The sequence below is a fragment of the Bradyrhizobium sp. CCBAU 53351 genome (genome assembly GCF_015291745.1).
GTDB lineage: Bacteria > Pseudomonadota > Alphaproteobacteria > Rhizobiales > Xanthobacteraceae > Bradyrhizobium.
Window position 1 is genome coordinate 6,337,993 of record NZ_CP030059.1, and the last position, 22,478, is coordinate 6,360,470.

Here is a 22,478-nt window from a genome sequence, read left to right on the forward strand (position 1 = left end):
TCCGCCCTCTCGACGCCCGTCCCGGCCGCCCGAGCGGCCGGGACGAACACAGTTTACTGCGTGATGCCGAGCTTCTTGCAACCCGCGGCATATCGGCCCGTGCAGAGCTGGTCTGCCGTCTGGATCTTCTTGTCGATGATCTCCGCCTTCAGGTTCTCCTGCGTGACGACCGCCGGCACAAACAGCTTCGACGGCGCATTGAAAAGCGTGGTTTCCGCCTTGGGCGTCTCGCCGGAGAGGAACTTCACCGCCGCCTGGGCCGCGGCAGCGGCCACGATCTCGCTGGGCTTTGAGATCGTGTTGTACTGATCGCCGGCGATGACGAGCTGAAGCGCGGCAATCGTCGCATCGTTGCCCGTAACCGGCGGTACCGGATCGATGCCTGCGGCCTTGAAAGCGGCAATTGCGCCGCCGCCCGTGCCGTCATTGGCGGCCACGACGCCGAGGATCTTCTTGCCGAAGCGGGTGACCTGGCCGCTCGCCCATTGCTGTGCCTTCGGCGGCGCCCAGTCCGGCGTGTCGTATTCGGCGAGAATGGGATAGCCGCTCTTATCAAGGCCCTCATGGATACCCTTCTTGATGAGTCCCGCAGCGGCATCGGTCGGCGATCCGTTGATTTCAAGCACGCCCTCGCCCTCCTTCGCCGTGACATTGGCGGCCTTGAGATGCTTGACGAGCGATTCGGAGATGGCCTTGCCGATGGCTTGATTGTCGAAGGAGACGTAGAAATCGACCTTGGCGTCGGGAACCGGCCGGTCATAGGCAATGACCTTGATGCCCTGCGATTGTGCCATCTTGACCAGGGAGGCCGCGGCGGTGGAGTCGACGGGATCGAGCACGATCACCTTGGCGCCCTGCGAGATCACCGAGTTGAACTGCTGCTGCTGCCGCGCCGCATCCGCGCTGGCGTTCTGGTAGATCACCTTGCAGCTCTCGCAGAGTTTCTTCATCTCCGCGGCGAACCCCGGATAATCGTGTTGTTCGTAACGGGTGGAGGCTTGGTCCGGCATCAGGAAGGCAACGGTGGCGTCCTTCACCTCGGCGGCCTGCGAGAGCATGGCCGTCGTGCCGAGCAGCGACAGGGCCAGAGCAAGTGTGCCCGCATATTTCGGGGAGAGGCTTTTCATTCGGACTTTCCTTTCCAGAACTGGAGTGCTGTGGTTGATCCCTAAAGATGAGCAATCGCTGCTTCCCTTGCCGGCGGAGACAAGTGCTAGCGCTGCGAAGCCGCGCGAAACTCCTGGACAAGCGATTCCTGTCGCGGGCTGCCATCGGCATGCCCACGTTCTTCTTCCCGTTGGTCGTCCTCCTTTGCTTTTCGCCGGCTAGGCAGCGCGCGCCGTATCGCTGTTTTGCGCGAGCAATCGCCTGAAGCGCGAAGGCGGCATGCCTTTCTCGGCCAAGAACTGCCGGTTGAAATTGGAGAGATTGTTGAAGCCGACCTCGAAGCAGATGTCCGTGATGGACGCCTGCTCGTCGCTCATCAGTATCTGGCAGGCGAGATTGATGCGCAGGCGCTTGACGTATTGCACCAGTGACATGCCGGTGTGCCGGCGGAAGGAGCGCGAAAACGCGCTCTGCGACTGACCGGCGATGGCCGCGAGTTCGGCTTCACCGAACGGCTGCGTCAGGTTCTGCCGGATGAACGCGAGCGCCTTGTTCATGCCCGCAGACATGTATCCGGACGGGTCGGGCAGATAATTCGGGCTGGAAAGCGGGCGCGAATTTCGGGCGCGGCTGAGCGTTCCCAGGATCATCAGGAACAGCTCGATCCGGCGCACGCCGTTCGCCGTCACGATCTCTTCCATCAGCGGGGCGAGCTTGTCGCTGGTCGAGCGGGTGAAGAGCGCGCCGCGGCGGGAGAATTCGAGCAGCGTGGCGAGGCCCGACAGTTCGGGCATGACCTTCATCATGTCACCGATAAACTCTTCGCTGAACTGGAGGATGCGCCCGCGCAGCGGAATGGTGCCCCCCGCCGGCAGATCGCTCACCCAATTGTGCGGCAGATTGGGACCGGTGAGCACGAGATTGCCCGGCTCGAATTCGCCGATGAAGTCGCCGACGAAATAGCGACCGCTGGTCGCCACGACCTGATGAAGCTCGTATTCGGGATGGAAATGCCAGCGGACCGTGTGGAATGGGTAGCCGTGCGACCACGCCTTGAACGACTCGCCGCGCCGTATCTGGACAACTTCCAGGTCCGGTTCCATATCCGCTCCCTTCAGGCCGGTGCGGTTTGCAATGACCGCCCCTGTTCCCTATCGGCTGAATTTGCTCAGCGCTTCCTCTCCCCGCGAGAGTAACGACCGGTACCCCCGCACGCCACCACGATTTGAATGTGCAACTGATACTTTTTTGACAGGCGGAAGCAGACGTCGCTGACGTCGAGGAGGTGGCTCAGTTCAGGCTGCGCGTCAGCAGCTGCAGCACGATCGCAAACAGCTCGCCCTGCGAGGAGATGCCGAGCCGCTGATAGGCGCGCTTGCGGTAGGTCAGCGTCGAATGCACGCTGATGCCGAGTCCTTGTGAGATCGCCTCGGAGCTGAAACCCGCGAGGATGCGCCGGCAGACCTCCTGCTCGCGCGGCGTGAGAGAAGCAAGCGGAGCACGGGTCGCGAACAATGTGGCGAGAGACTGTTCGGGCGTCGCCTTCTGCTGAAAATGGCGCGCAACGCTTGCGCCGACCGCCGGTGCAATCGCCTGAAGCCGTTCGCGCTGCGCGGCGGTGAAGCGGCCCTGGGCCGCGATGCGATAGAAGTTGACGTAGAAGCAGGTGTCGCCGGCCCAGATCGCGGTGGCGCATTTGTCGACGATTCCGGAATCGTGGAAGAAGATCTTCCGGTAGCGCGCGCCATACTTCCGCGGCGCGAATGCCGGCAGCATGATCGGCCCGCCGCCCTCGCCTTCGAACAGCGCGTCGCGATTGGGATCGGATTCGTGGAACTGGCCGGCATAGGCCGCGCCGAGGTCGCCGCCGATCGGGATGTTGCCGGCATCGAGCAGGCAGGACGCGGCCCCGGCGCGATCCAGCGCGAACACCATGCAATGGCCGACATCGGCGTGGCGGCGCAGCGTGTCGATGAGGACGTTCGGAAAGTCGGGGCGACCGATGGCGAGCACCGCCGGCGTGACGTCGCCGGCCGCCAGATTCGAGGCCATCCCTTCGGGCCGCATTGGTTTCCTCCGCCAGACGTTCTCTTGCGCGAGGATAGCAGTGATGGGATTTGACTGAAAGTCGGACGCGCCTGCCACTTCTTGGTCCCGGCTCTGCGCGGCAGCGCTACGCGCTGCGGCGCGTCCGGGACACCTGCCCCACTGTCGGTCTCGTGCCCCGGACGCAGCGCAGCGCCATTTCGGCGGTGCGCTGCTGAGCCTGGGCCCATCGGAGGCGCACAGCTCCCTACCCCGCCGCCGCCTTCGCCGGGGCGACGTTGATGGCGAGCTTGCCGTAGCGGTCGGTGAAGGCCTGCGTGTCGATCTCTTCCAGCTCGATCTCGCCGCTCATCACGCCCTGCTTCCATTCGGCCTGCGCCGGATCGCTCTGGAACTCCGGCATCACCTCGCGGCCGAACAGCTCGAGCGATTCGCAGATGTGCTCATGGCTGTTCTTGCCGGCCTGGTTGAGCAGGATGACCTGGTCGATATGCGAGGACTGGAAGCGCTTCAGCTTCTTGCGGATGGTTTCGGGCGAGCCGATCAGGCCGCCGCGCAGCGCCGCCTCCTGCGCCTCGGGATTGTCGCGCTTCCACTTGTTGTACTCGTCCCACATGTTGACGGTGTAGGGCGCGGGCCGCTGGCGGTTCTGCGAGGCGCCGTAGAAGCGCAGCGCGAACTGGAAGAAGGTGGCACCGTCCGCGCGCGCCCGCGCTTCCTCGTCGGTCTTGGCGCACATGAAGAACGAGACCAGCGCCATGTTGGGGTTGATCTCGTAGTCGGCGAGCTTGTGCAGCCGCTTGGTCATGGCGTTGTAATAGGCGTGCACCCAGGCGTGCGCGGCGTCGGCGCTGACGAACTGGAAGCCGAGCGCGCCAAAGCCGTGACGGCCGGCACGCTCGATGGTCGGCAGCTGCGAGCACGCCATCCACAGCGGCGGATGCGGCTTCTGCACCGGTTTCGGCACGACGTTGCGCAAGGGGATATCGAAATACTTGCCGTGATGCTCGCTGCCAGCGTCCTTGAACATCGGGAAGATCGCGGCGACCGCCTCCTCGAACACCTCCTTCTTGGTCTCCATGTCGCGGCCGAACGGCGTCAGCTCGGTGATGGACGCACTCTCGCCCATGCCGAACTCGCAGCGGCCGTTCGAAAGCAGATCGAGCACCGCGACACGCTCGGCGACGCGCGCCGGATGGTTGGTGGTGAGCTGGAGGATGCCGTGGCCGAGCCGGATGTTCTTCGTGCGCTGGCTGGCCGCCGCGAGGAAGGATTCGGGCGAGGGCGAGTGCGAATATTCCTCGAGGAAGTGATGCTCGACGACCCAGGCATGGTCGTAGCCGAGCTTGTCGACGAGCTCCATCTGCGAGAGCGCGTTCTGATAGAGGGCGAGCTCGTCGCCGGCCACCCAGGGCCGCGGCAGTTGCAGCTCGTAGAAGATGCCGAACTTCATGGCGTCGCTCTCCCGCTACTGTCTTGTTGTTGCGGGCATTGTATTGAGCGAGGCGATCCTGTCCACCACGACGTCATTCCGCGACGTGGAAGAACAGGGATCGCGCCGGCGCGCAGACTCAGACCATTTGCAGATGCTCGCTGCCGAGCGGATGCTGACCGAGCAGAGCTGCAAGCGCCGCGATCGCGTCGTGGTGCGGCTCTGCCGTCACCTCGACCGTCCTGAAATACTCGCCGCAGAAATCCGTCCAAGCCTTGAGGTTGCCGCTGGGAACGCCGATCACGAGGCTCTTGCCGGACTCGATGCAATGGGCGATCAGGTCGCGCAAGCCCCCGCCTTCCGCCTCGGCCTTGCCGAACTTGTTGAGAAAGACGATCTCGGCGTCGGCGAGCTGGGCCTCGACAAGTTGCGCCGCCTCGAGCAGGCGCGGCGTCGACAGACGGCAGGAGGTCGCGCCCGCGCCGAGGTCCTCGGAGATCGACATCGACCGGCCGGTGGCGAGCTCGTGCAGAACCATGTCGCAGCGTGTGCGACCGGGCTGGGGCACGTCCTCCTGGATCAGGCCGGCCAGGCTCTTGCCGGAGCGGCGGAGCTCGGTGACGAGACCTGAGAACCACCGGTTCACGGCGGGACCCGAATCATAGACCAAGGCAACGCTGATGGCGGCAAAAGGCCTTGCGGCGCTATCCGCCGTATCGCGAGAATGCTGGAGCATGTCCATCACCTCGCCGCCTTTGCCTTGGCGACGTCGGCATCCTGCAGGAAGTCGATCATGCGCTGCACTGGGCCGACCTCGTCGATATGATCGAGCATGTCGCGATATCCCTCCTGCGCCTTGGGCGGCAGCTTGTGCGCGATGCCCTGATGGCAATCGATGCAGGTCTTGCCTTGCGCGAACGCAGTCTGGTGCAGCTTGGAGGCGCGCGGCTCCTGCACCGCATACTCCATGTGGTCGAACTTGTGGCAGTTGCGGCATTCACGCGAATCCGTCGTCTTCATGCCGCGCCACACGCTCTTGGCAAGGTCGATACGGTGCGCGTTGAACTTCTCCGGCGTGCCGATGGTGCCGAGGATCTTGTGCAGCACCTCGTTGGAAGCCTGGATCTTGCGGACGACCTTGTGTCCCCATTCCTTCGGCACGTGGCAATCCGGACAGCTGGCGCGAACGCCGGTGCGGTTCGAATAGTGAACCGTGTTGCGGTATTCGAGATAGACGTTTTCCTTCATCTCGTGACAGGAGATGCAGAACTGCTCGTTGTTCGTCATCTCCATCGCCCAGTTGAAGCCGCCCCAGAACAGGACGCCGGCGGCGAACGCGACGACGACGATCAGTCCCCAGGCATAGCGCGCCGTCGGCGAGAAGAACCATCGCCACAGCCGCTTCAGGCGTCCCGGCCGTGCGGCGGCTATTGCGGCAGAAGTGCTGGAGTCCTGCATGTCAGCCTCACTTCGCCTGCGTCGCGTTCTGGAAGATGTTGCCGACCAGCGGCTTCGCATCGGCCTGCGGCACGTGGCATTGCTGGCAGAAGTAGCGCGTGCCGGCGACCTTATCGAGCCGCACGCCCTGGCGGTCGACGTAATGCGTTTCCGAGATCTTCGGCGCGTTGACACGCGTATTACCGGGCCAGTCGTGGCAGCCCATGCACGCGTTGTTCTGCGTGGTGATCTGGTAGCCGTCGACCTTGTGAGGGATCAGCGGCGGCTGCTGGCGATAGGCGCGCTCGAAGCCGCTCGCCGGCACGGACTGCTTGGTCACGTCGGGCGGCGCCGACATTTCGGTCAGCGGGGCCTCGCGCAACGCCTTGACCGGCTTGGCTTCTTGCGCAAGCGGGCCCGACGCCGCGAACGGAATTGCAAGTGCGACGGTCACGGCCGCCACCGCAATCAACGGAATCAGTCGAACAAACGTCATGGAAGGTCCCTTTCAAGGACGGCCGGCTGGGAAGTGACGACGCGCGCCGCTGGCGATGGCGCGGTCATGGAGGGGTCAGGGCGCACCGCATTGCGGCCGCGCAGACCGAGATGGAAGACCTGCTTGGAGCAGACGTCGATACAGGCGCCGCAGACCGTACAGTCGCCCGCGGTGATGACAGGCGTGGCGCCGGTGCGCTCGCCCCTGAGCGCGGGGCTGATGACGTGCGGCTCCGGACAGACGGCAAAGCAATCCATGCAGTCGTTGCAGGCCGCACGGTTGTCGGCCGTAACGCGCAGCAGCGCGACCTTGCCGATCTGACCGTAGAACGCGCCGACGGGGCAGAGATGACCGCACCAGCCGTGCTTGGCGACGAGCAGGTCGAACACGAAGATCGCCGCCGTTCCGCCGGCGCCGAACCAGAGCCCGAACACCAGCGCGCGATGCAGCGCCGTCACCGGGTTGATCAGCTCCCAGGCGATCGACCCTGACAGCGCCGAGGCCGCGAGCACTGCGCCGACGAAGTAGAGCCTGAGGTCCGGGCGGATCTTGGCCGTGAAGGTGATGTTAAGCCGCCGCCTCAACCAGGCGGCCAGATCGGTCACCGGATTGATCGGGCAGACCCAGGAGCAATAGGTCCGGCCGCCGAACAGGAGATAGCAGGCGAGCACGATGGCCGCGCCGATCACCGAGAGGCCCTCGGGCCAATGGCGCGCCGCGAGCGACTGCAGGAAGACGAAAGGATCGGTCAGCGGCAGCGTGCCGAGGGTCATGGACGAGGCCAGCGTGCCCTTGGCGATCCAGACGCCGAGAAGCGGTCCCGACAGGAACAATGCGAGGAAGACCAGCTGGCTGGTCCGGCGCAGCACGAGAAACCGCGAGGCGGCCCAAAGCCCTTTCTGCGCGCGCGCTTCGACATAGGGTCTGGCATTCGCCGTCATGGCACGCCTCCCTCGGGTCTGCGCACCGGCAGCTTGAGCGGCGCATCGACGAGGGCTCCGCCGGCTTTGGTCTTCTCTTCCCAGCCGCGCTTGTAGTGCTCGTCCTGCTTCAGCGCGGCGACTTCGATCGGCAGCACCTTGATCGCGGACTCGGTCAGCACGCAGGACTTCTCGCACTTGCCACAACCGGTGCAATATTCGGCGTGAACGACGGGCTCGAAGATCGCATGCTTGGTCGTGCGCGCGTTGTGCGAAACTTCGAGCGTGATCGCCTTGTCGATGGCCGGACAGACCCGATAGCAGACGTCGCAGCGCAAACCCTGCAGATTGAGGCAGGTCTCGCGGCTCGTGATCACGGCGACGCCCATCTTGGCCTTGGCGATGTCCGTCAGCGCATGCTGGAGGGCCCCGGTCGGGCAGGCCTCGACGCAGGGAATGGTGTCGCACATCTCGCAGGGGACGTTGCGCGCCTGGAAGAACGGCGTGCCCAATGCGGGACCGTCAGCCCAGTCCGCGAGCTTCAGGGTGTCGTAGGGGCAGTCGCGGACGCAAAGGCCGCAACGGACGCAGGCCGCCAAGAAATCCTTCTCGGGCAACGCGCCCGGAGGCCGCAGCGCCTGCGCAGGTCTGGCCCGCGAAGACACGCCGAATCCAGTCAGCATCGTTGCGGCGACGGCTGCGCCGCCGCCGAAACGCGTCATATCCTGCAGCGCCTTGCGGCGGCGCGGATCGCGCGGGATGCCTGAGCTGGAATCCGACATGGCTCGTCCATCGAGGGGTTTAGGCTGACGTCACGCGGCAGGCGCACTTCTTGAAGTCGGTCTCCTTCGAGATCGGGCAGGTCGCATCGAGCGTGAGCTGGTTTGCGAGCTGGCTTTCGTCGAAGAACGGGAAGTAGACGAGGCCACGCGGCGGCTTGTTGCGTCCCTTGGTCTCGACCCGCGTGACCACTTCGCCGCGGCGCGTCTGGATCTTGACCGGCTGGCCGCGCAGCAGCTTGCGCTCGGCCGCGTCATCCGGATGCATGAACAGCGTCGCGGCCGGCACGGCACGGTGCAGCTCGGGCACGCGGCGCGTCATCGAGCCGGAATGCCAGTGCTCCAGCACGCGGCCGGTGCACAGCCACAGATCGAACTCCTTGTCGGGCGTTTCGGCCGCCGGCTCGAACGGGCAGAAGATGATACGCGCCTTCTTGTCCGGCTTGCCGTAGAACGACACGCCTTCGCCCGGCTTGACGTAGGGATCATAGCCCTCGCGGAAGCGCCACAGCGTCTCCTTGTTGTTGACGACGGGCCAGCGCAGGCCGCGCGCCTGGTGATATTGCTCGAAATCCGCGAGATCGTGGCCGTGGCCGCGGCCGAACTTCGCGTACTCCTCGAACAGGCCCTTCTGCACGTAAAAGCCGAAGGCAGCGCTCTCCGAATTCTCGAAGCCCTTTTGGCATTCGGTGATCGGAAACTTGTTCACCTCGCTGTTGGCATAGAGCACGTCGAACAGCGTCTTGCCGCGTACTTCCGGTTTCTTGGCGATCAATTCCTCCGGCCAGACCTCCTCGATCTTGAAGTACTTGGAGAACTCCATCACCTGCCAGAGATCCGAGCGCGCCTCGCCCGGCGCCTTCACCTGCTGGCGCCAGAACTGGGTGCGCCGCTCGGCATTGCCATAGGCGCCCTCCTTCTCCATCCACATCGCCGTCGGCAGGATGAGGTCCGCGGCCAGCGTGGTCACGGTCGGATAGGGATCGGAAACGACGACGAAGGCCGCCGGATTGCGATAACCGGGATAGCCCTCCTCATTCATGTTCGGGGCCGTCTGCATGTTGTTGTTGCACTGAACCCAATAGGCGTTCAGCTTGCCGTCCTTCAGCATCCGGTTCTGCAGCACGGCGTGGTAGCCGATGTTGCCCGGGATGGTGCCCTCGGGAAGCTGCCACACCTTCTCGGCCGTCTCGCGGTGCTTCGGGTTGGTGACGACCAGGTCGGCGGGCAGGCGATGCGCGAAGGTGCCGACCTCGCGCGCGGTGCCGCAGGCCGATGGCTGGCCGGTCAGCGAGAACGGGCCGTTGCCGGGCTCGGAAATCTTACCGACCAGCAAGTGCACGTTGTAGATCATGTTATTGACCCACGTGCCGCGCGCATGCTGGTTGAAGCCCATCGTCCAGTAGGAGATGACCTTCTTCTTGGGATCGGCGTAGAGTTTTGCGAGCCGCTCGAGATTCTCCTTCGGAACGCCCGACATCTTGTGGGCGTAGTCGAGCGTATAGGGCTCAAGCAGCCTCTTGTACTCCTCGAACCCGATCTTGTCCTTGAAGCCGGCCGGATCGAGCGCACCGTCCTTGCCGGCCTTGTGCGAGGCGTTGACCGCCTTCACCTCGAGCGCGTGGGTCGGACGCAGCCCGTAGCCAATGTCGGTCACGGTGGATGCGAACTCGACGTGCTTCTCGACGAAGTCCTTGTTCACCGCGCCGGAATTGACGATGTAGTTCTGGATGTAGTTGAGGATCGCCATGTCGCTCTGCGGCGTGAACACCAGCGGATTGTCGGCGAGCTCGAACGAGCGGTGCTCGAAGGTCGAGAGCACGTGGACCTCGCAGCCTTCATGGGTCAGCCGGCGATCGGTGAGGCGCGACCACAGGATCGGATGCATCTCCGCCATGTTCGAGCCCCAGAGCACGAACGCATCGGCATGCTCGATATCGTCATAGCAGCCCATCGGCTCGTCGATGCCAAAGGTGCGCATGAAGCCGGTGACGGCCGAGGCCATGCAGTGACGCGCGTTCGGATCGAGGTTGTTGCTGCGGAAGCCGGCCTTGTACAGCTTGGCGGCGGCATAGCCTTCCCAGATCGTCCACTGGCCCGAGCCGAACATTCCGACGGTCGACGGACCGCCCGCCTTCAACGCCATCTTCCACTTCTCGGCCATGAGCGTGAAGGCCGCGTCCCAGGAGATCGGCGTAAAGTCGCCGTTCTTGTCGAACTTGCCGTTCTTCATGCGCAGCATCGGCTGGGTGAGCCGATCCTCGCCGTACATGATCTTGGACAGGAAGTAGCCCTTGATGCAGTTGAGGCCGCGATTGACCGGCGCATCGGGATCGCCCTGCGTCGCCACGACCTTGCCGCTCTTGGTGCCGACGATCACGCCGCAGCCGGTGCCGCAGAAGCGGCACACGCCCTTGTCCCAGCGGATGCCGTCGGTCTTGCCCGGCTGGGCAGTCGCCGCTTCCGGCAGCGTGACCCCGATCGTCGAGGCGGCAGCAACCGCTGCAGCTGCCTTCAGCGCATCGCGGCGCGTCGCCGTGGCTTCATTTCCGTTCGTCAGTTTCGTAACCATCGTCGGTCTCTCCGGCTCAACGAATCTCAAATTGCGGAAGCGCGCGCATGCGCGCCGGAATTCTGGCAGGTGCCGCCGCAGCACGCGGACGGCTCGGTCTCGACGGCGCTCTCGTCATCGGCCGTATCGAATGCGTGAAAGATCAGCGAGGCACTGACGACGCCGGGTAGACGATGCATGGCGGCGATCTGGTCGATCGCCAGCGAGGCCGGCGTGTCGATCACGGTCAGCGCGAGTCGGCTTTCGCCGGATGCGGCCTCCAGCTCGACGCCGGGCAGCGCCAGAATCCGGTCCGTCAGATCGCGCTCCGCATTCGGTGCGAGATAGACGGCAACGCCGCAGATGTTGGTGGCTTCAGCCATTGTGCACGACCAGGTTTGCAAGTTCGGATACGAGCGCGATGCGGTCCCGCGGCGCGAGCGCGATGGCTTCGACCGGGCAGACCGGGATGCAGTCGCCGCAGCCGGTGCAGGCCGCAGCATCGATCACGGCGCCCAGCTTCTCGCGCGCGAGAATGCGGATGGCGGAATGCTCACAGGCTTCGACGCAACGGCGACAGACCACGCCGTGTCTTTCGACGCAGGCGCTCGCGCTGGAGACCGTCGCCACCTGTTCGGGGCGCGTCTCTTCCAGCTGCGGCGCAAGTGCGTCGCGGCCGGATGCGAAAGGCAGAACGGCAGAAAACAGCGAGCGTCGTGACATTGGTCTCGGCATATCCAAATCCCCACGGGCAGCCCCGTGTTCAGGAATTTTCCAGGAGAATGCGCCCCATCGGGCACACCTCGGTCGACGCCATTGTCACCGCTGCGGACCATAGGTTCGTGCTGTCCAGATCGCATTGCGCTAGATCAAGACCGCATCGTCATTGCGCGCAACGAACGATTAACCCGCGCGTCCATTGCGGTGTGAAATTGCGCCAATCGATCAGGGCGTTTACCCGGCTTTCATGTTTGAGCCGACGAAGCCGATTCACGCGCCGAGAAGGCACGACCAGGAAGCGCTGCCGGCCTCGATTCTCGGGGCCGCATCCGCCTTGAAAGGACGGGTCGAATGGTTACCTTGGAGAGCGGCGAATCGCCGCGCGTCGCCCCTTTCTCAAGACAACAATGGCAAGCTTCACCCCGCATCAAGATGCCGCGCTCAAGGCCGTCGGCGACTGGCTCAAGGCCAAGCCCGGCCGTAACGGCACGCCGCCGGTGTTCCGCCTGTTCGGCTTCGCCGGGACCGGCAAGACGACGCTGGCCCGGCACATCGCCGAAGGCGTCGACGGCGAGGTGAAATTCGCCGCGTTCACCGGCAAGGCCGCCCTCGTCATGCGCAACAAGGGCTGCGACGACGCCTCCACCATCCATTCGCTGATCTACCGCGCCCGCGAATCCGGCGAGGAGCAGCCGAGCTTCGAGCTGTGGGACGACGCGCCGGCTTCGAAGGCGAAGCTGATCGTGATCGACGAATGTTCGATGGTCGACGCCGAATTGGGGCGCGACCTGATGTCGTTCGACTGCCCGCTGCTGGTTCTGGGCGATCCCGCGCAGCTGCCGCCGATCCAGGGCGGCGGCTTCTTCACCAACACCGAACCCGATGCGATGCTGACCGAGGTGCACCGCCAGGCGCAGGACGATCCGATCGTGCGGATGTCGATGGACGTCCGCGAAGGCCGCGAGCTCGACATCGGCCGCTACGGCGAGAGCGAGGTGGTCTCGCGCAAGGAGCTCGATCCTGACCGGGTCATGGGCGCGGACCAGGTCCTGGTCGGCCGCAACAACACCCGCCGCGCCTACAACATGCGGGTGCGGCAGCGCCAGAACATCGAGGACGCCTTTCCGGTCGCCGGCGACAAGCTGGTGTGCCTGCGCAACAACCGCAAGAAGGGCCTGTTCAACGGCGGTCTGTGGCGGGTGAAGTCGCGCAACACCTCGCGCTCGAAGTCCCGCATTCTCTCGATGCGGCTGTCGCCGGACGAGGATTTCGGCCACAAGGTGACCAAGGTCTCGGTGCGCGCCGATTGCTTCGAAGGCGGCATCGAGCAGATCGCCTGGGAGCAGCGTAAGCCGTACGACGAGTTCGACTACGGCTACGTGCTCACCGTGCACAAGTCGCAGGGCTCGCAATGGGACGACGTCGTGCTGTTCGACGAGAGCTTTGCGTTCCAGGATTCGCGGGCGCGGTGGCTATACACGGGCATCACGCGGGCGGCGAAACGATTGAGTATCGTGGTGTAAAGCCACTCCGTCATTTCCCCGCCACGAAGTAAAAATCCTCGCGTCCCGGCGGCGAGCCGTAGGTGAAGGGCTGCTGCTCGTGCTTGGTCGCGGCCCAGACGTCGTCGCGGATGATGTCGAACAGCTTTCTGATCTCGACGCGGGGCTGCTTGATCTCGCGGGCCAGCGCAGTAGCGAACGGGCTGTTGGCGGCACCGTCGCCGTCCATCGCGGTCTCGCCGTGCTTGGCGGCGTAGACAACCATGAAGCCGGCACCGGGCTCGATGTTGGAAAAGCCCTTGTCGACCAGCTTCAGCGACAGCGTGCGCTGCATGGTCGGCGCGAACGGATTGTCGCGGCAGGCGTCGAGAACCACCAGGCGCATCTTTCGCGCGGCGCCGACCGCGGCGATGACCTGCTCGAGGGCGACCGCCTGCGCCTCGGCGTCCTTGTCGGCGGCGAGCTTGGCGTCGACGGGAACGAGATAGTTCACCCCGCCGATCTCGAAGCCGTGGCCGGCGTAATAGACCACGGCCCAGTCGGCCTTCTCCGCTTCCTCCGCGAAGGCCTTCAACGCGTCGAAGAACCTGTCGCGGGTGAGGTCACTGACGGACATCACTGTCTGGAAGCCGACGTCGCGCAGCACACTCGCGATCAGCCTGGAATCGCGCGGCGGATTGGGCAAAGCATGGACGTTCTTGTAGGCGCCGTTGCCGATCACCAGCGCGACGCGGCGGCCGGTGGGTGCGCTCCCCGGCGTCAGCGCGGCGAGCCGCTCCTGCGCGATGGCGCGGGCGCGCGCAACTTCGGTGTCGTCGAACTTCGTCAGCGAATAGGCCGCGGCGCGATAGTCGGCGCGGGCTTGCGCCAGGTCCTTCCGGCGCTCGTAGACCTGGCCGCGGCCGGAATGTGCACGGACATTGTTCGGGTTGATCTGGAGGGCCGCGTTGTAGTCCTTCAGGGCGGCATCGAAGTCGCCCTTCATCATGCTGACATCGGCGCGATTGTTGATCACGAACACGTTCGTCGGCTGCTTCTCGATCAGGCGGTTGCAGTCGGCAAAGGCCTGGTCGAACTGCCTCATCATGCCGTAGGTGACGCAGCGGTTGCCGGCGATCTGCGGGGCGGCCGGGTCGATCTTCTCGGCCTCGGCGAAGTCGGCGATCGCGCCGTCGAAATCCTTGAGCAGCGTCCGCGCGCGGGCGCGGTTGGTCCAGGCCAGCAGGAATTTCGGCGTGTACTTGATCGACAGGCTGAAATCGTCGATCGCGCTTTGCAGCGCGCCGCGGCGTGCGTGAATGACGCCGCGGTTGTTGTAGGGAACGCCATAGGCCGGGCGCTTCTGAAGCGCGAGATTGTAGTCCGCCATGGCGAGGTCGTCCTGGCCCTTGCGCTCATAAGCGATGCCGCGCAGGTTGAGGGCGATGACGTAGTCCGGGTCGAGATCGAGCGCGATGGACAGGGTCTCGATCGCGTGGTCGTAGTCGCGCTTGTTGAGCTGCGTGGTTCCGCGCACGGAGAGCGCGATCGCCTTGTCCTTGCCACTGACCTTGTCGGCCTTCAGCAGATTTTCGCAGGCGCTCGCGCGGGCCTGGGCTTCCGCTTGGCGGTCACGGCAGATGGTGAGGTCGTCGGCCTGCGGGTCGGCAGCCGCGCCCGGCACGCCGGCGGCCAGGATGACGAGGGTCAGGGAAACGACGCGCAGCATGGTGTCAGGCCTGCTCCAGCCAAATTCTTCTTGAGTCGATGATCGATCGCCCGGGTTCATCTAACGCGGAGTTCCCGGCCTCGCCAAGGTTGCGCTGGCCCCCCCCCGCGCGGCTCACGTCACGGACTCGTGTCCGTCCCGTCGTAACATTCGGCGGCTGCGTCCGTACCTCGGATGATGCGAAAGGGGCCGGACAACTGTTCGTCCGGCCCCGACCGTCCTAGACTGTCAGACCTTTCGAAAGAGGATCCGCCATGCGCCGACCTGCCCTCGCCTCCCTGCTGGCCGCAACCACTGCCCTCTCGCTAACCTTTGCGGCGCCGTCCCGGGCCGCCGAGGAGGCGGTCGTGATTCCCGCCCCCGCCATGGATGCGGCCCCCGCGAGCGGGATCCAGACCGCCGTGGTCGCTGGCGGTTGCTTCTGGGGCGTGCAGGGTGTCTTCCAGCACACCGCGGGCGTCGTCAATGCGGTCTCCGGCTATGCCGGCGGCACCAAGGCCACCGCCGACTACCAGACCGTCTCGAGCGGCCGGACCGGCCATGCCGAATCGGTCGAGATCAAGTACGACCCGAAGAAGATCTCCTACGGCAAGATCCTCCAGATCTACTTCTCGGTGGTGCACGACCCGACCCAGCTCAACCGCCAGGGTCCCGACGTCGGCCCGCAATATCGCTCGGCCGTCTTCACCACCTCGGACGAACAGAAGAAGGTGGCGGAGGCCTATATCGCCCAACTCAACGGCGCCAAGGTCTTCAGCAAGCCGATCGTGACCAAGGTCGGCGCGCTGGAGGCGTTCTACCCGGCGGAGGCCTACCACCAGGACTATCTGACCCTGCACCCGAACCAGCCCTACATCGCCTATAACGACCTGCCCAAGGTCGAGAACCTCAAAAAGCTGTTCGCGGATAACTACATTGAAAAGCCGACGCTGGTCAGTGCCAGCAAGGCCACCAACTGATCGCAAGATCACTTCAAGAACGGGAGACCCATGCCCGACACCAAGACGAAGACCACCGACGACAAGGTCATCAAGAGCGAAGAGCAGTGGCGGCGCGAATTGTCGCCGATGCAGTACGCGGTGCTGCGCGAGAAGGCGACCGAGCGTCCCTTCTCGGGCGAATACGAGCACGACCACCGCGCCGGCACTTATGTCTGCGCCGGCTGCGGCAATGTGCTATTCGAGTCAGACGCCAAGTTCGATTCCGGCTGCGGCTGGCCGAGTTTCACCGCGCCTGCCGTCGAGAGCCATATCGACGAGGAGCGGGATGCCAGCCACGGCATGATCCGCACCGAGGTGCTCTGCTCCAAGTGCAGCGGCCATCTTGGCCATGTCTTTCCCGACGGCCCGGGGCCGACCGGCCTGCGCTACTGCATCAATTCGGCGGCGCTGAAGCTGGAGCCGAAATAATCGGCCTGGGCGGTCGGGTTCCTTCATGGAACCCGACCGCCCGATGTGCTTTTCTTCTCTGGCGGTGCGGCCGATCATCGCATCTTGGCGGCCGCCAGGGAGGAAGCCATGCTCGGAACCATCCTAATCATCCTGGTGATCATTTATCTGCTCGGGGGCCTGTCCGGCCGCATGGGCGGTTATGGCTATGGCCTCGGCCATTCCGGCATGGGGATCGGGGGCGTCGTGCTCGTGGTGCTGGTCGTCCTGCTGCTTCTTGGAAAATTGTAAATCATATAAAATATTGAAATTGCTACATTTATTGCAGCTGCGGGGCTGCCATGCGTGGATTCATCATCTCCCATCGCAGGGGTCGCATTTTTGTCAAAACGGCCTATATTAGAGGGCGAAAATGGCATGTGCGGCGGGCCCGCTCGATTGCGGCCCTGCCCTCCCAAACCCCACGCGCTTAAAGCCCCAGAGAAGATCACGAGGTCTTTGACCATGCGTCCACTGCGTCCGTTCAACTTCAACACCTCCGCCGAACTCTTCCCCGCCGCGATCCGCAAGAAGAAGCGTGCGGGCTTCACTTATCGCCGGTTCGGCACCGCGGCCGAAGCCGTGCAGTTCGCGATGGAGCAGTTGCCGACGGATTCGCTGAACGGCGCCTATCTCCAGGTCGAGGAAGCGCGCTTCGACCAGAACGGCATCCGCTCGCTCTATGAGAGCGAAGCCTTCCCGCTGCCCCGCCGCCCCAAGCCGGCGCAGACGGCAGAGACCGACGCCGACGCGGCGTAAGTTTTCGCAAGCCTCCGATGTGCGCAGAAGGCGCGACGGCCGAAAGGTTGTCGCGCTTTTTGCGTTTTTGAACGCGGCGTTTCCGCAGCCGTCATGGCCAGGGACAAGCCCGGGCATGACGACCATTCGGGCATGTTCGATTACGGAGAACGACGCTCTCAAATCCGCGGCTGCTTGTCGAGCCAGCGGCGGAGCAGACGCACGTTGCGCATGTTGGCGCGGAACATGACGTCGAAAGCGTCGCCCGCGAACGGCACCATGCCGACCACGCCATCGAGCGCGACGTTGCCGAGCATGCGCGCGGTGAGGTACCAGGGCGCGCCCAGCGCGCGGGCCTCGCGCACCAGCCACAGCGAGATCGCCGTGGTGATGATGTCGCCGACCACGGGGATCAGACCGATCAGGCCGTCGATGCCGTAGCGGATGTTGGTGCCGGGCAGGATGAAGGCGACGTCGAGCAGCTTTGCAATCGCCTCGAGCCGCGCGATCCGTTGCTCGCGCGTCAGATTGCCGAATGGATTGCCTTGCCCGAGGTCGAAGCGAAACTCGCGAAATCCCTGCTCAAGCGTTTCGGGGCGGATCTCATGGCCCTCCTGGTCGATGATCGGGCCGCGCGCCGCCTTGCCTGAGGTCGCATGCGAACCGCTCCCTGAACGGGACCTGCGCGGAGCGATGATATCGTCGTCGGACATGGTCATGGCCTTCAAGAACGCACCGGCGCGGCGGAAGTTGCTGCGCCGCGCCCGAACGTCGCGCGCTCAGGTCGGCGCCGCCACCGCCTGCGGCTCCTTGATGTATCTATGCACGAGCCAGGACGAAATCACCGCCGGTACAAACCCGACGAGGCCGTACAGGATGAACTGCACCGCACCCGAATCCGGCCCGCGCGAACTGTAGGTGAGCGAGGCCAGCACGAACGCGAACAGGCCGACCAGCAGCATCCGTAAGCCCGGGCCGATCCGCCTGATATGGACCAGGATGTCGTCGACCGCGCCGATCATCAGCGAGGGCAGGACGCCGAACAGGTAGCTGTATTGCAGGGTCTTGAAGAACACCGCGAACAGCTTGCCGACCTCGCCGAGACTGGTCTGGGCCCAATAGCCGGACTGATAGGTCGTCGTCAGCAGCAGCAGGAACCCGCCGACGAACGGGCCAACCAGCGCAAACACCAGATAGCGTTTCATCAAACCCTCACACGTGTCCCGTGGTTATAGCAGTGCCACGGGAACCTTGAATAGCGGGGCGGGCTCTGCCTTTGGGGGAACAAGTGAGAAGGCGACGAGTTCAGACAGGACCTGAATCATCCCTGGCAGACTGGAGCCGCCGATGGCCCGCAAATTTCTCCTGGCGACAATCACGCTGGCGGCCCTGAGCGGCCTGCCGAACGCATCTGCTCTCGCGCAAGGCCACATGGGCTCGCCGCAGGAGCAGCAGGCCTGCTCGCGGGACGCATCGCGCTTCTGCCGCAAGGACCTCGGCAATGACGGCGCGGTGCAAGGCTGCCTGCAGGCCAACCGGGCCAAGCTGTCGAAGTCGTGCAGCAAGGTTTTTCAGAGCCACGGCATGTGAGGACCCCAGTCCCCGGCGAACGGAGAGTGAAGCCATGTTGCGCGACGAACAGCTCTCGATCCTGCGGGACATCAGCCAGTCCGTTGCCTTCGCCGACGACCGGCAAGGCAAGATGGGGCAATTGATCGCCGACGGCTATGTGATGAAGGACGGTGACCTGTTCGAGCTCACCGCCAAAGGCGTCACCGCCGTCGAGGAACACGCCGCCGCGCTTGGTGCGAGCGATGTGGAACAAGCGGCGCGTACTCCGATCGGCTGATCCGATCGCGCGCGCACGCCTTCTGCGTGACGTTCACGCAACAACTGCAATTTCATTCGTGCCGACCATTGCGGTCGCGCGGCAATGGCGCATACTTCGCTCGGGCGGCGCAGCACTTTTCGATTCGAACAATCAAGAAATCGAGCGACCACATGCGGGACCAGAGTTCCCGGCGTGAAGGCTGTGACATGCGGCAAATCAAGTCGCGTGCGGCGCCCCAAAAACCAAGTGGCTCAAGCCCAGGGACATCGGGGACCCATTCTGCATGACACGCACTCAGACCATCGCTTCGCTGTTGAAGACCACCGCTTCGCTGTTGGCCGTCGCAACCACCGCCATCGCGCTCCAGACCTCACCCGGCCTCGCCTTCTCGTCCGAAGCCCAGCAGATGTGCACGGGCGATGCGATGCGGCTGTGCTCCAGTGAAATCCCTGATATCCCGCGGGTCAGAGCCTGCATGGTGCGGAACAAGGCGCAGGTCAGCCCCGGCTGCCGCGCCGTGATGGACCGCGAAGCGGCTGCCGGCACCTCATCGCGCAAGCGGGAAGCGGCGGCGCAGTAGCTGCACTCGTCATTCCGGGGCGACGCGTCAGCGTCGCGCCCGGAATCCATCGTGCTGCACGGTATTCTTGCAAATGGATTCTCAGGTGCGCAATTGCACACCTGAGTTCGCGCTGTGCGCGCCCCGGAATGACGGAAGAGGGATTGACTCGACCTAATCGCCCCACTGCGCGAAGGCGTCGTTGAAGGCGCGCTCGCCGGGGGCGCCCTTCTCGATGGCGATGATGGCGCGGCGCTGGTTGGCGTAGACCAGCGGCACGTCGAACCACGAGCGCTCCTTCAGGAGCTGGACGTTGCGGGCGCGGTCGGCATCGACGTTGGACAGGCCGACCAGGAAGAAGCCGTCGGTCACCTTCACCGCGAGGCCTGCGAGCGGCGTGCCGCGCGCCTGCTCGTTCGACTTCATCAGGATGCCCGGCACGTTGGAGACGCTGCCGCCCGGAAAGTCCGGCGGCAGGATGAAGGTCAGCTCCGCCGTGTGGCTCGCCGGCAGCGAGGAATCGGTGTTGCGGCGGAACGACATCGTCATCTTGAACTTGCGATCGGGAATCTCGATGTCGGCGCGCACGGCGACGTCGGCCTTCTGGGCGCCCGAGGCCTTGATCGGCTCCAGCCGCCACACCACCGAGCCGACATATTGCTTGCCCTTCGGATCGGAGGGATCCTCGTCGTAGAGCACGACCTTCTGCGCCACCGGCGCGACCGGCTGGTCGCTGGCCGAAGGCTGACCGACCCGATCGGGGATCTTCGGCTTGCTCTGCGGCTGCGCGGGATTGTTCGGCGCCTCCACCACCTGGGTCGGCGAGGACTTGATGAGATTGGTCGCGATCTGGAGTAGCGGCTTGCCCCAGAGGATGCCGGCGCCGACCAGGATCAGCACGATGCCGACGGCGATCGCGCTCTTGAACGGGAAGGCGGAGCCGGTGCGGACGCGCTTCTTGGCGTCGCGCTCGGGCGCGATGCGCGGACGCGGCGAAGGCGGTTGCGGCGCGTAGCGCTCCGCCTCCTCGATCGACTCGTCGTAGGAATAGGGTGCGTCCTGCTCGCCGGCGCGGTTTTCCAGGCTCGGCTCGAGCCGGTCGAATTCCGGCGAGGGCGAAGGCACGTTGGCGTAGGTACGGCGCGCGGCGCGGCTGGCCTGCGCGGCCGCGCCGCCGAGATCATTGGCATCGGCCGTGATGTCACGGAAGCCGCGCACGCCCGGTGCCGGCGGCAGGGATGGCGGAGGTCCCATATCAGGAGGACGGCGCCCACCGGCGCGATCGCGTCCGGCCGCCGGCGGCTCCGGCATCGGTGGCGGCGCAGACGGTGCCGGTTGGCGCGGAGCGTCAAAGCGGGGCGCGCGCGGCGGACGCTGGGCATCGCCCTGGTCGTCGACGTTGAAGGACGGACGGTCGGCCCGTGGCGGCGGCGGAGCCGGACGCGCCCGCGGTTGGGACGGCGCGGCTGCAGCCGCATTGCCTTCGGTGGCTCTTGTGCTGGCGCGGCGAAACGCATCGCCGCTGCCGCCGCTGCGCCCGCCGCCGCCGGGGCGCGAGGCCTCGCGGGCGCGCTGGGCCGCCTCCGATTCGACCTTGCGGACGGCCTCCTCCAGCGACAACCTCTCGCGGGTGATCTCGGATTCGGAGAGCGGCGGCTGCACGCTGCGCAACTGCGCGATGAGGGCCGTGCGCGCCCGCTCATAAAGCGCGCGACGGCTCTCGCCGGGAGCGTTGGGGTCCAGGGCGGCAATAGCGCGGGCGATCAGCGGATAGTAATCAGCCATTTCAACTCAACTATACCCGCGTCCTGGTAAGAGATCGTTAAGCCTCAAACGGGTTTTGCACCAGGATAGTATCCTCGCGTTCGGGGCTGGTGGAAAGCAGTGCGACTGGGCACCCCACCAATTCCTCGATCCGCCGGACATATTTGATGGCCTGGGCCGGCAGGTCGGCCCAGGACCGCGCACTGGCGGTCGGCTCCTTCCAGCCCTCGATAGTCTCGTAGATCGGCTCGACCCGGGCTTGGGCGCCCTCGCCGGCCGGGAAATGGTCGATCTCCTTGCCGTCGAGCTTATAGCCGGTGCAAACCTCGATCGTGTCGAAGCCGTCGAGGATGTCGAGTTTGGTCAGCGCGAGGCCGTTGATGCCGCAGGTCCGGACGGCCTGGCGGACCAGCACCGCGTCGAACCACCCGCAGCGGCGGGGACGGCCGGTGTTGGTGCCGAACTCGCGGCCACGCTCGCCGATCTTGCGGCCGGTCTCGTTGTCCTGCTCAGTCGGGAACGGGCCCTGGCCGACGCGGGTCGTGTAGGCCTTGCACAGGCCGAGCACGTAGCCGACCGCGCCCGGCCCGAGGCCGGCACCGGTCGCGGCCTGCGCCGCCACCGTGTTGGACGAGGTGACGTACGGATAGGTGCCGTGGTCGACGTCGAGCAGCGCGCCTTGCGCGCCCTCGAACAGCATGCGCTTGCCTTCGCGGCGCTTGATGTCGAGCAGCCGCCACACGGTCTCGGCATAAGGAAGAAGCTGAGGCGCCAGCCCGGTCAGTTCCTTCAGGATATCCTTGCCGTCGAACTCCGGCAGGTTGAGGCCGCGGCGCAGCGCATTGTGGTGGGCCAGCAGCCGGTCGATCTTGTGCGGGAGCGTGTCGAGGTCGGCGAGGTCCATCAGGCGGATGGCGCGGCGGCCGACCTTGTCCTCATAGGCCGGGCCGATGCCGCGGCGGGTGGTGCCGATCGCCGTCGCCGCATTGGCGGATTCGCGGTGCGCATCGAGTTCGCGGTGCAGCGGCAGGATCAGGGTGACGTTCTCCGCCACGCGCAGATTGTCCGGAGAGACCGCGACGCCCTGCGAGCGCAACTTGGTGACCTCGTCGAGGAAGGCGGCGGGATCGAACACCACGCCATTGCCGATCACCGACAGCTTGCCTTCGCGCAGCACGCCGGAGGGCAGCAGCGCAAGCTTGTAAGTCTTGCCGTTGATCACCAGCGTATGGCCGGCGTTATGACCGCCCTGGAAGCGGACGACGATGTCCGCCTGCTCCGACAACCAGTCGACGATCTTGCCCTTCCCCTCGTCGCCCCACTGGGCGCCGACGACGACAACATTGGCCATTCGCGGGTAATCCTTCGAAGATTTTAGATGCGCCAGCCCAGCTGACGGCCGGGAAGCCGTTCGCACGCAAGGCAGCCACCCGGATAAAGGAAGCGGCCGCTCTAGGCAAG

At 65.1% G+C, this 22,478-nt stretch carries 25 protein-coding genes; 8 read left to right on the plus strand and 17 right to left on the minus strand.

What is annotated here, in order from left to right:
• Positions 1 to 53 precede the first annotated feature (53 nt).
• The 12 genes from XH83_RS30115 to XH83_RS30170 all read right to left on the minus strand — a co-directional run bounded on the left by XH83_RS30115 (position 54) and on the right by XH83_RS30170 (position 11,491).
• Positions 54 to 1,127, minus strand: coding sequence for a sugar ABC transporter substrate-binding protein (locus XH83_RS30115; RefSeq protein ID WP_194404240.1), 1,074 nt, complete (start codon positions 1,125 to 1,127; stop codon positions 54 to 56).
• 198 nt (positions 1,128 to 1,325) lie between these two features.
• The gene (locus XH83_RS30120; protein WP_194404241.1) at positions 1,326 to 2,210 is read right to left on the minus strand and encodes an AraC family transcriptional regulator; all 885 of its coding nucleotides are present in this window, start codon (positions 2,208 to 2,210) and stop codon (positions 1,326 to 1,328) included.
• Positions 2,211 to 2,397: 187 nt separating this feature from the next.
• The gene (locus tag XH83_RS30125; RefSeq protein WP_194404242.1) at positions 2,398 to 3,174 is read right to left on the minus strand and encodes a LuxR C-terminal-related transcriptional regulator; all 777 of its coding nucleotides are present in this window, start codon (positions 3,172 to 3,174) and stop codon (positions 2,398 to 2,400) included.
• A 226-nt stretch (positions 3,175 to 3,400) separates the two neighbouring features.
• Positions 3,401 to 4,606, minus strand: coding sequence for an LLM class flavin-dependent oxidoreductase (locus tag XH83_RS30130; protein WP_194404243.1), 1,206 nt, complete (start codon positions 4,604 to 4,606; stop codon positions 3,401 to 3,403).
• A 118-nt stretch (positions 4,607 to 4,724) separates the two neighbouring features.
• Positions 4,725 to 5,321, minus strand: a complete 597-nt coding sequence (locus XH83_RS30135) for a DUF2478 domain-containing protein (RefSeq protein WP_194404244.1) — start codon at positions 5,319 to 5,321, stop codon at positions 4,725 to 4,727.
• Between the two features lie 5 nt (positions 5,322 to 5,326).
• Positions 5,327 to 6,043, minus strand: a complete 717-nt coding sequence (locus XH83_RS30140; protein ID WP_194404245.1) for a NapC/NirT family cytochrome c — start codon at positions 6,041 to 6,043, stop codon at positions 5,327 to 5,329.
• 7 nt (positions 6,044 to 6,050) lie between these two features.
• Entirely contained in the window at positions 6,051 to 6,518 is a 468-nt protein-coding gene (locus XH83_RS30145) for a nitrate reductase cytochrome c-type subunit (protein ID WP_194404246.1), read from the minus strand.
• A complete protein-coding gene (gene napH, locus XH83_RS30150; protein ID WP_194404247.1) occupies positions 6,515 to 7,459 on the minus strand; it encodes a quinol dehydrogenase ferredoxin subunit NapH in 945 nt (314 codons plus the stop codon). The genes XH83_RS30145 and napH overlap by 4 nt, the downstream gene beginning before the upstream one ends.
• Positions 7,456 to 8,220, minus strand: a complete 765-nt coding sequence (gene napG / locus XH83_RS30155) for a ferredoxin-type protein NapG (RefSeq protein WP_194404248.1) — start codon at positions 8,218 to 8,220, stop codon at positions 7,456 to 7,458. The genes napH and napG overlap by 4 nt, the downstream gene beginning before the upstream one ends.
• 19 nt (positions 8,221 to 8,239) lie before the next feature.
• A complete protein-coding gene (gene napA, locus XH83_RS30160) occupies positions 8,240 to 10,789 on the minus strand; it encodes a nitrate reductase catalytic subunit NapA (RefSeq protein WP_194404249.1) in 2,550 nt (849 codons plus the stop codon).
• A 26-nt stretch (positions 10,790 to 10,815) separates the two neighbouring features.
• Entirely contained in the window at positions 10,816 to 11,151 is a 336-nt protein-coding gene (locus XH83_RS30165; protein ID WP_194404250.1) for a chaperone NapD, read from the minus strand.
• On the minus strand, positions 11,144 to 11,491 hold the full coding sequence (locus tag XH83_RS30170) for a 4Fe-4S dicluster domain-containing protein (RefSeq protein ID WP_194404251.1): 348 nt from the start codon (positions 11,489 to 11,491) through the stop codon (positions 11,144 to 11,146). Before XH83_RS30170 ends, XH83_RS30165 begins: the two co-directional genes overlap by 8 nt.
• A gap of 404 nt (positions 11,492 to 11,895) precedes the next feature.
• Here XH83_RS30170 and XH83_RS30175 point away from each other — a divergent pair, with 404 nt between their 5' ends.
• The gene (locus tag XH83_RS30175) at positions 11,896 to 13,011 is read left to right on the plus strand and encodes an ATP-dependent RecD-like DNA helicase (protein ID WP_194404252.1); all 1,116 of its coding nucleotides are present in this window, start codon (positions 11,896 to 11,898) and stop codon (positions 13,009 to 13,011) included.
• A 10-nt stretch (positions 13,012 to 13,021) separates the two neighbouring features.
• Here the strand turns inward: XH83_RS30175 and XH83_RS30180 are convergent, their stop codons facing one another.
• The gene (locus XH83_RS30180) at positions 13,022 to 14,698 is read right to left on the minus strand and encodes a caspase family protein (protein ID WP_194404253.1); all 1,677 of its coding nucleotides are present in this window, start codon (positions 14,696 to 14,698) and stop codon (positions 13,022 to 13,024) included.
• A gap of 254 nt (positions 14,699 to 14,952) precedes the next feature.
• Between XH83_RS30180 and msrA the strand changes: the two genes are divergently transcribed.
• The 4 genes from msrA to XH83_RS30200 all read left to right on the plus strand — a co-directional run bounded on the left by msrA (position 14,953) and on the right by XH83_RS30200 (position 16,884).
• Complete coding sequence (msrA, locus tag XH83_RS30185) at positions 14,953 to 15,657, plus strand: peptide-methionine (S)-S-oxide reductase MsrA (RefSeq protein ID WP_194404254.1); 705 nt, start codon at positions 14,953 to 14,955, stop codon at positions 15,655 to 15,657.
• A 30-nt stretch (positions 15,658 to 15,687) separates the two neighbouring features.
• Positions 15,688 to 16,107: a peptide-methionine (R)-S-oxide reductase MsrB gene (gene msrB / locus XH83_RS30190; RefSeq protein ID WP_194404255.1), complete on the plus strand. Its 420-nt coding sequence runs from the start codon at positions 15,688 to 15,690 to the stop codon at positions 16,105 to 16,107.
• 108 nt (positions 16,108 to 16,215) lie between these two features.
• Complete coding sequence (locus tag XH83_RS30195) at positions 16,216 to 16,377, plus strand: DUF3309 family protein (RefSeq protein WP_194404256.1); 162 nt, start codon at positions 16,216 to 16,218, stop codon at positions 16,375 to 16,377.
• A 213-nt stretch (positions 16,378 to 16,590) separates the two neighbouring features.
• Positions 16,591 to 16,884: a hypothetical protein gene (locus XH83_RS30200; RefSeq protein WP_194404257.1), complete on the plus strand. Its 294-nt coding sequence runs from the start codon at positions 16,591 to 16,593 to the stop codon at positions 16,882 to 16,884.
• 158 nt (positions 16,885 to 17,042) lie between these two features.
• Here the strand turns inward: XH83_RS30200 and XH83_RS30205 are convergent, their stop codons facing one another.
• Positions 17,043 to 17,582: a DUF4112 domain-containing protein gene (locus tag XH83_RS30205; protein WP_194404258.1), complete on the minus strand. Its 540-nt coding sequence runs from the start codon at positions 17,580 to 17,582 to the stop codon at positions 17,043 to 17,045.
• Positions 17,583 to 17,642: 60 nt separating this feature from the next.
• Entirely contained in the window at positions 17,643 to 18,068 is a 426-nt protein-coding gene (locus XH83_RS30210) for a DUF5413 family protein (protein WP_194404259.1), read from the minus strand.
• 142 nt (positions 18,069 to 18,210) lie between these two features.
• Here XH83_RS30210 and XH83_RS30215 point away from each other — a divergent pair, with 142 nt between their 5' ends.
• From XH83_RS30215 to XH83_RS30225, 3 genes are all read left to right on the plus strand, one after another.
• Positions 18,211 to 18,453 carry a hypothetical protein gene (locus tag XH83_RS30215; RefSeq protein WP_194404260.1) on the plus strand — a complete coding sequence of 81 codons (243 nt, stop codon included), beginning with the start codon at positions 18,211 to 18,213 and terminating at the stop codon, positions 18,451 to 18,453.
• Positions 18,454 to 18,487: 34 nt separating this feature from the next.
• Positions 18,488 to 18,712 carry a hypothetical protein gene (locus XH83_RS30220; protein WP_194404261.1) on the plus strand — a complete coding sequence of 75 codons (225 nt, stop codon included), beginning with the start codon at positions 18,488 to 18,490 and terminating at the stop codon, positions 18,710 to 18,712.
• Between the two features lie 265 nt (positions 18,713 to 18,977).
• Positions 18,978 to 19,274, plus strand: a complete 297-nt coding sequence (locus tag XH83_RS30225) for a hypothetical protein (RefSeq protein ID WP_246776350.1) — start codon at positions 18,978 to 18,980, stop codon at positions 19,272 to 19,274.
• Positions 19,275 to 19,427: 153 nt separating this feature from the next.
• Here XH83_RS30225 and XH83_RS30230 read toward each other — a convergent pair whose 3' ends face one another.
• Both XH83_RS30230 and XH83_RS30235 read right to left on the minus strand, forming a co-directional pair.
• Entirely contained in the window at positions 19,428 to 21,038 is a 1,611-nt protein-coding gene (locus XH83_RS30230) for a hypothetical protein (protein WP_194404262.1), read from the minus strand.
• Between the two features lie 37 nt (positions 21,039 to 21,075).
• Complete coding sequence (locus XH83_RS30235) at positions 21,076 to 22,368, minus strand: adenylosuccinate synthase (protein ID WP_194404263.1); 1,293 nt, start codon at positions 22,366 to 22,368, stop codon at positions 21,076 to 21,078.
• Between the last annotated feature and the right edge of the window lie 110 nt (positions 22,369 to 22,478).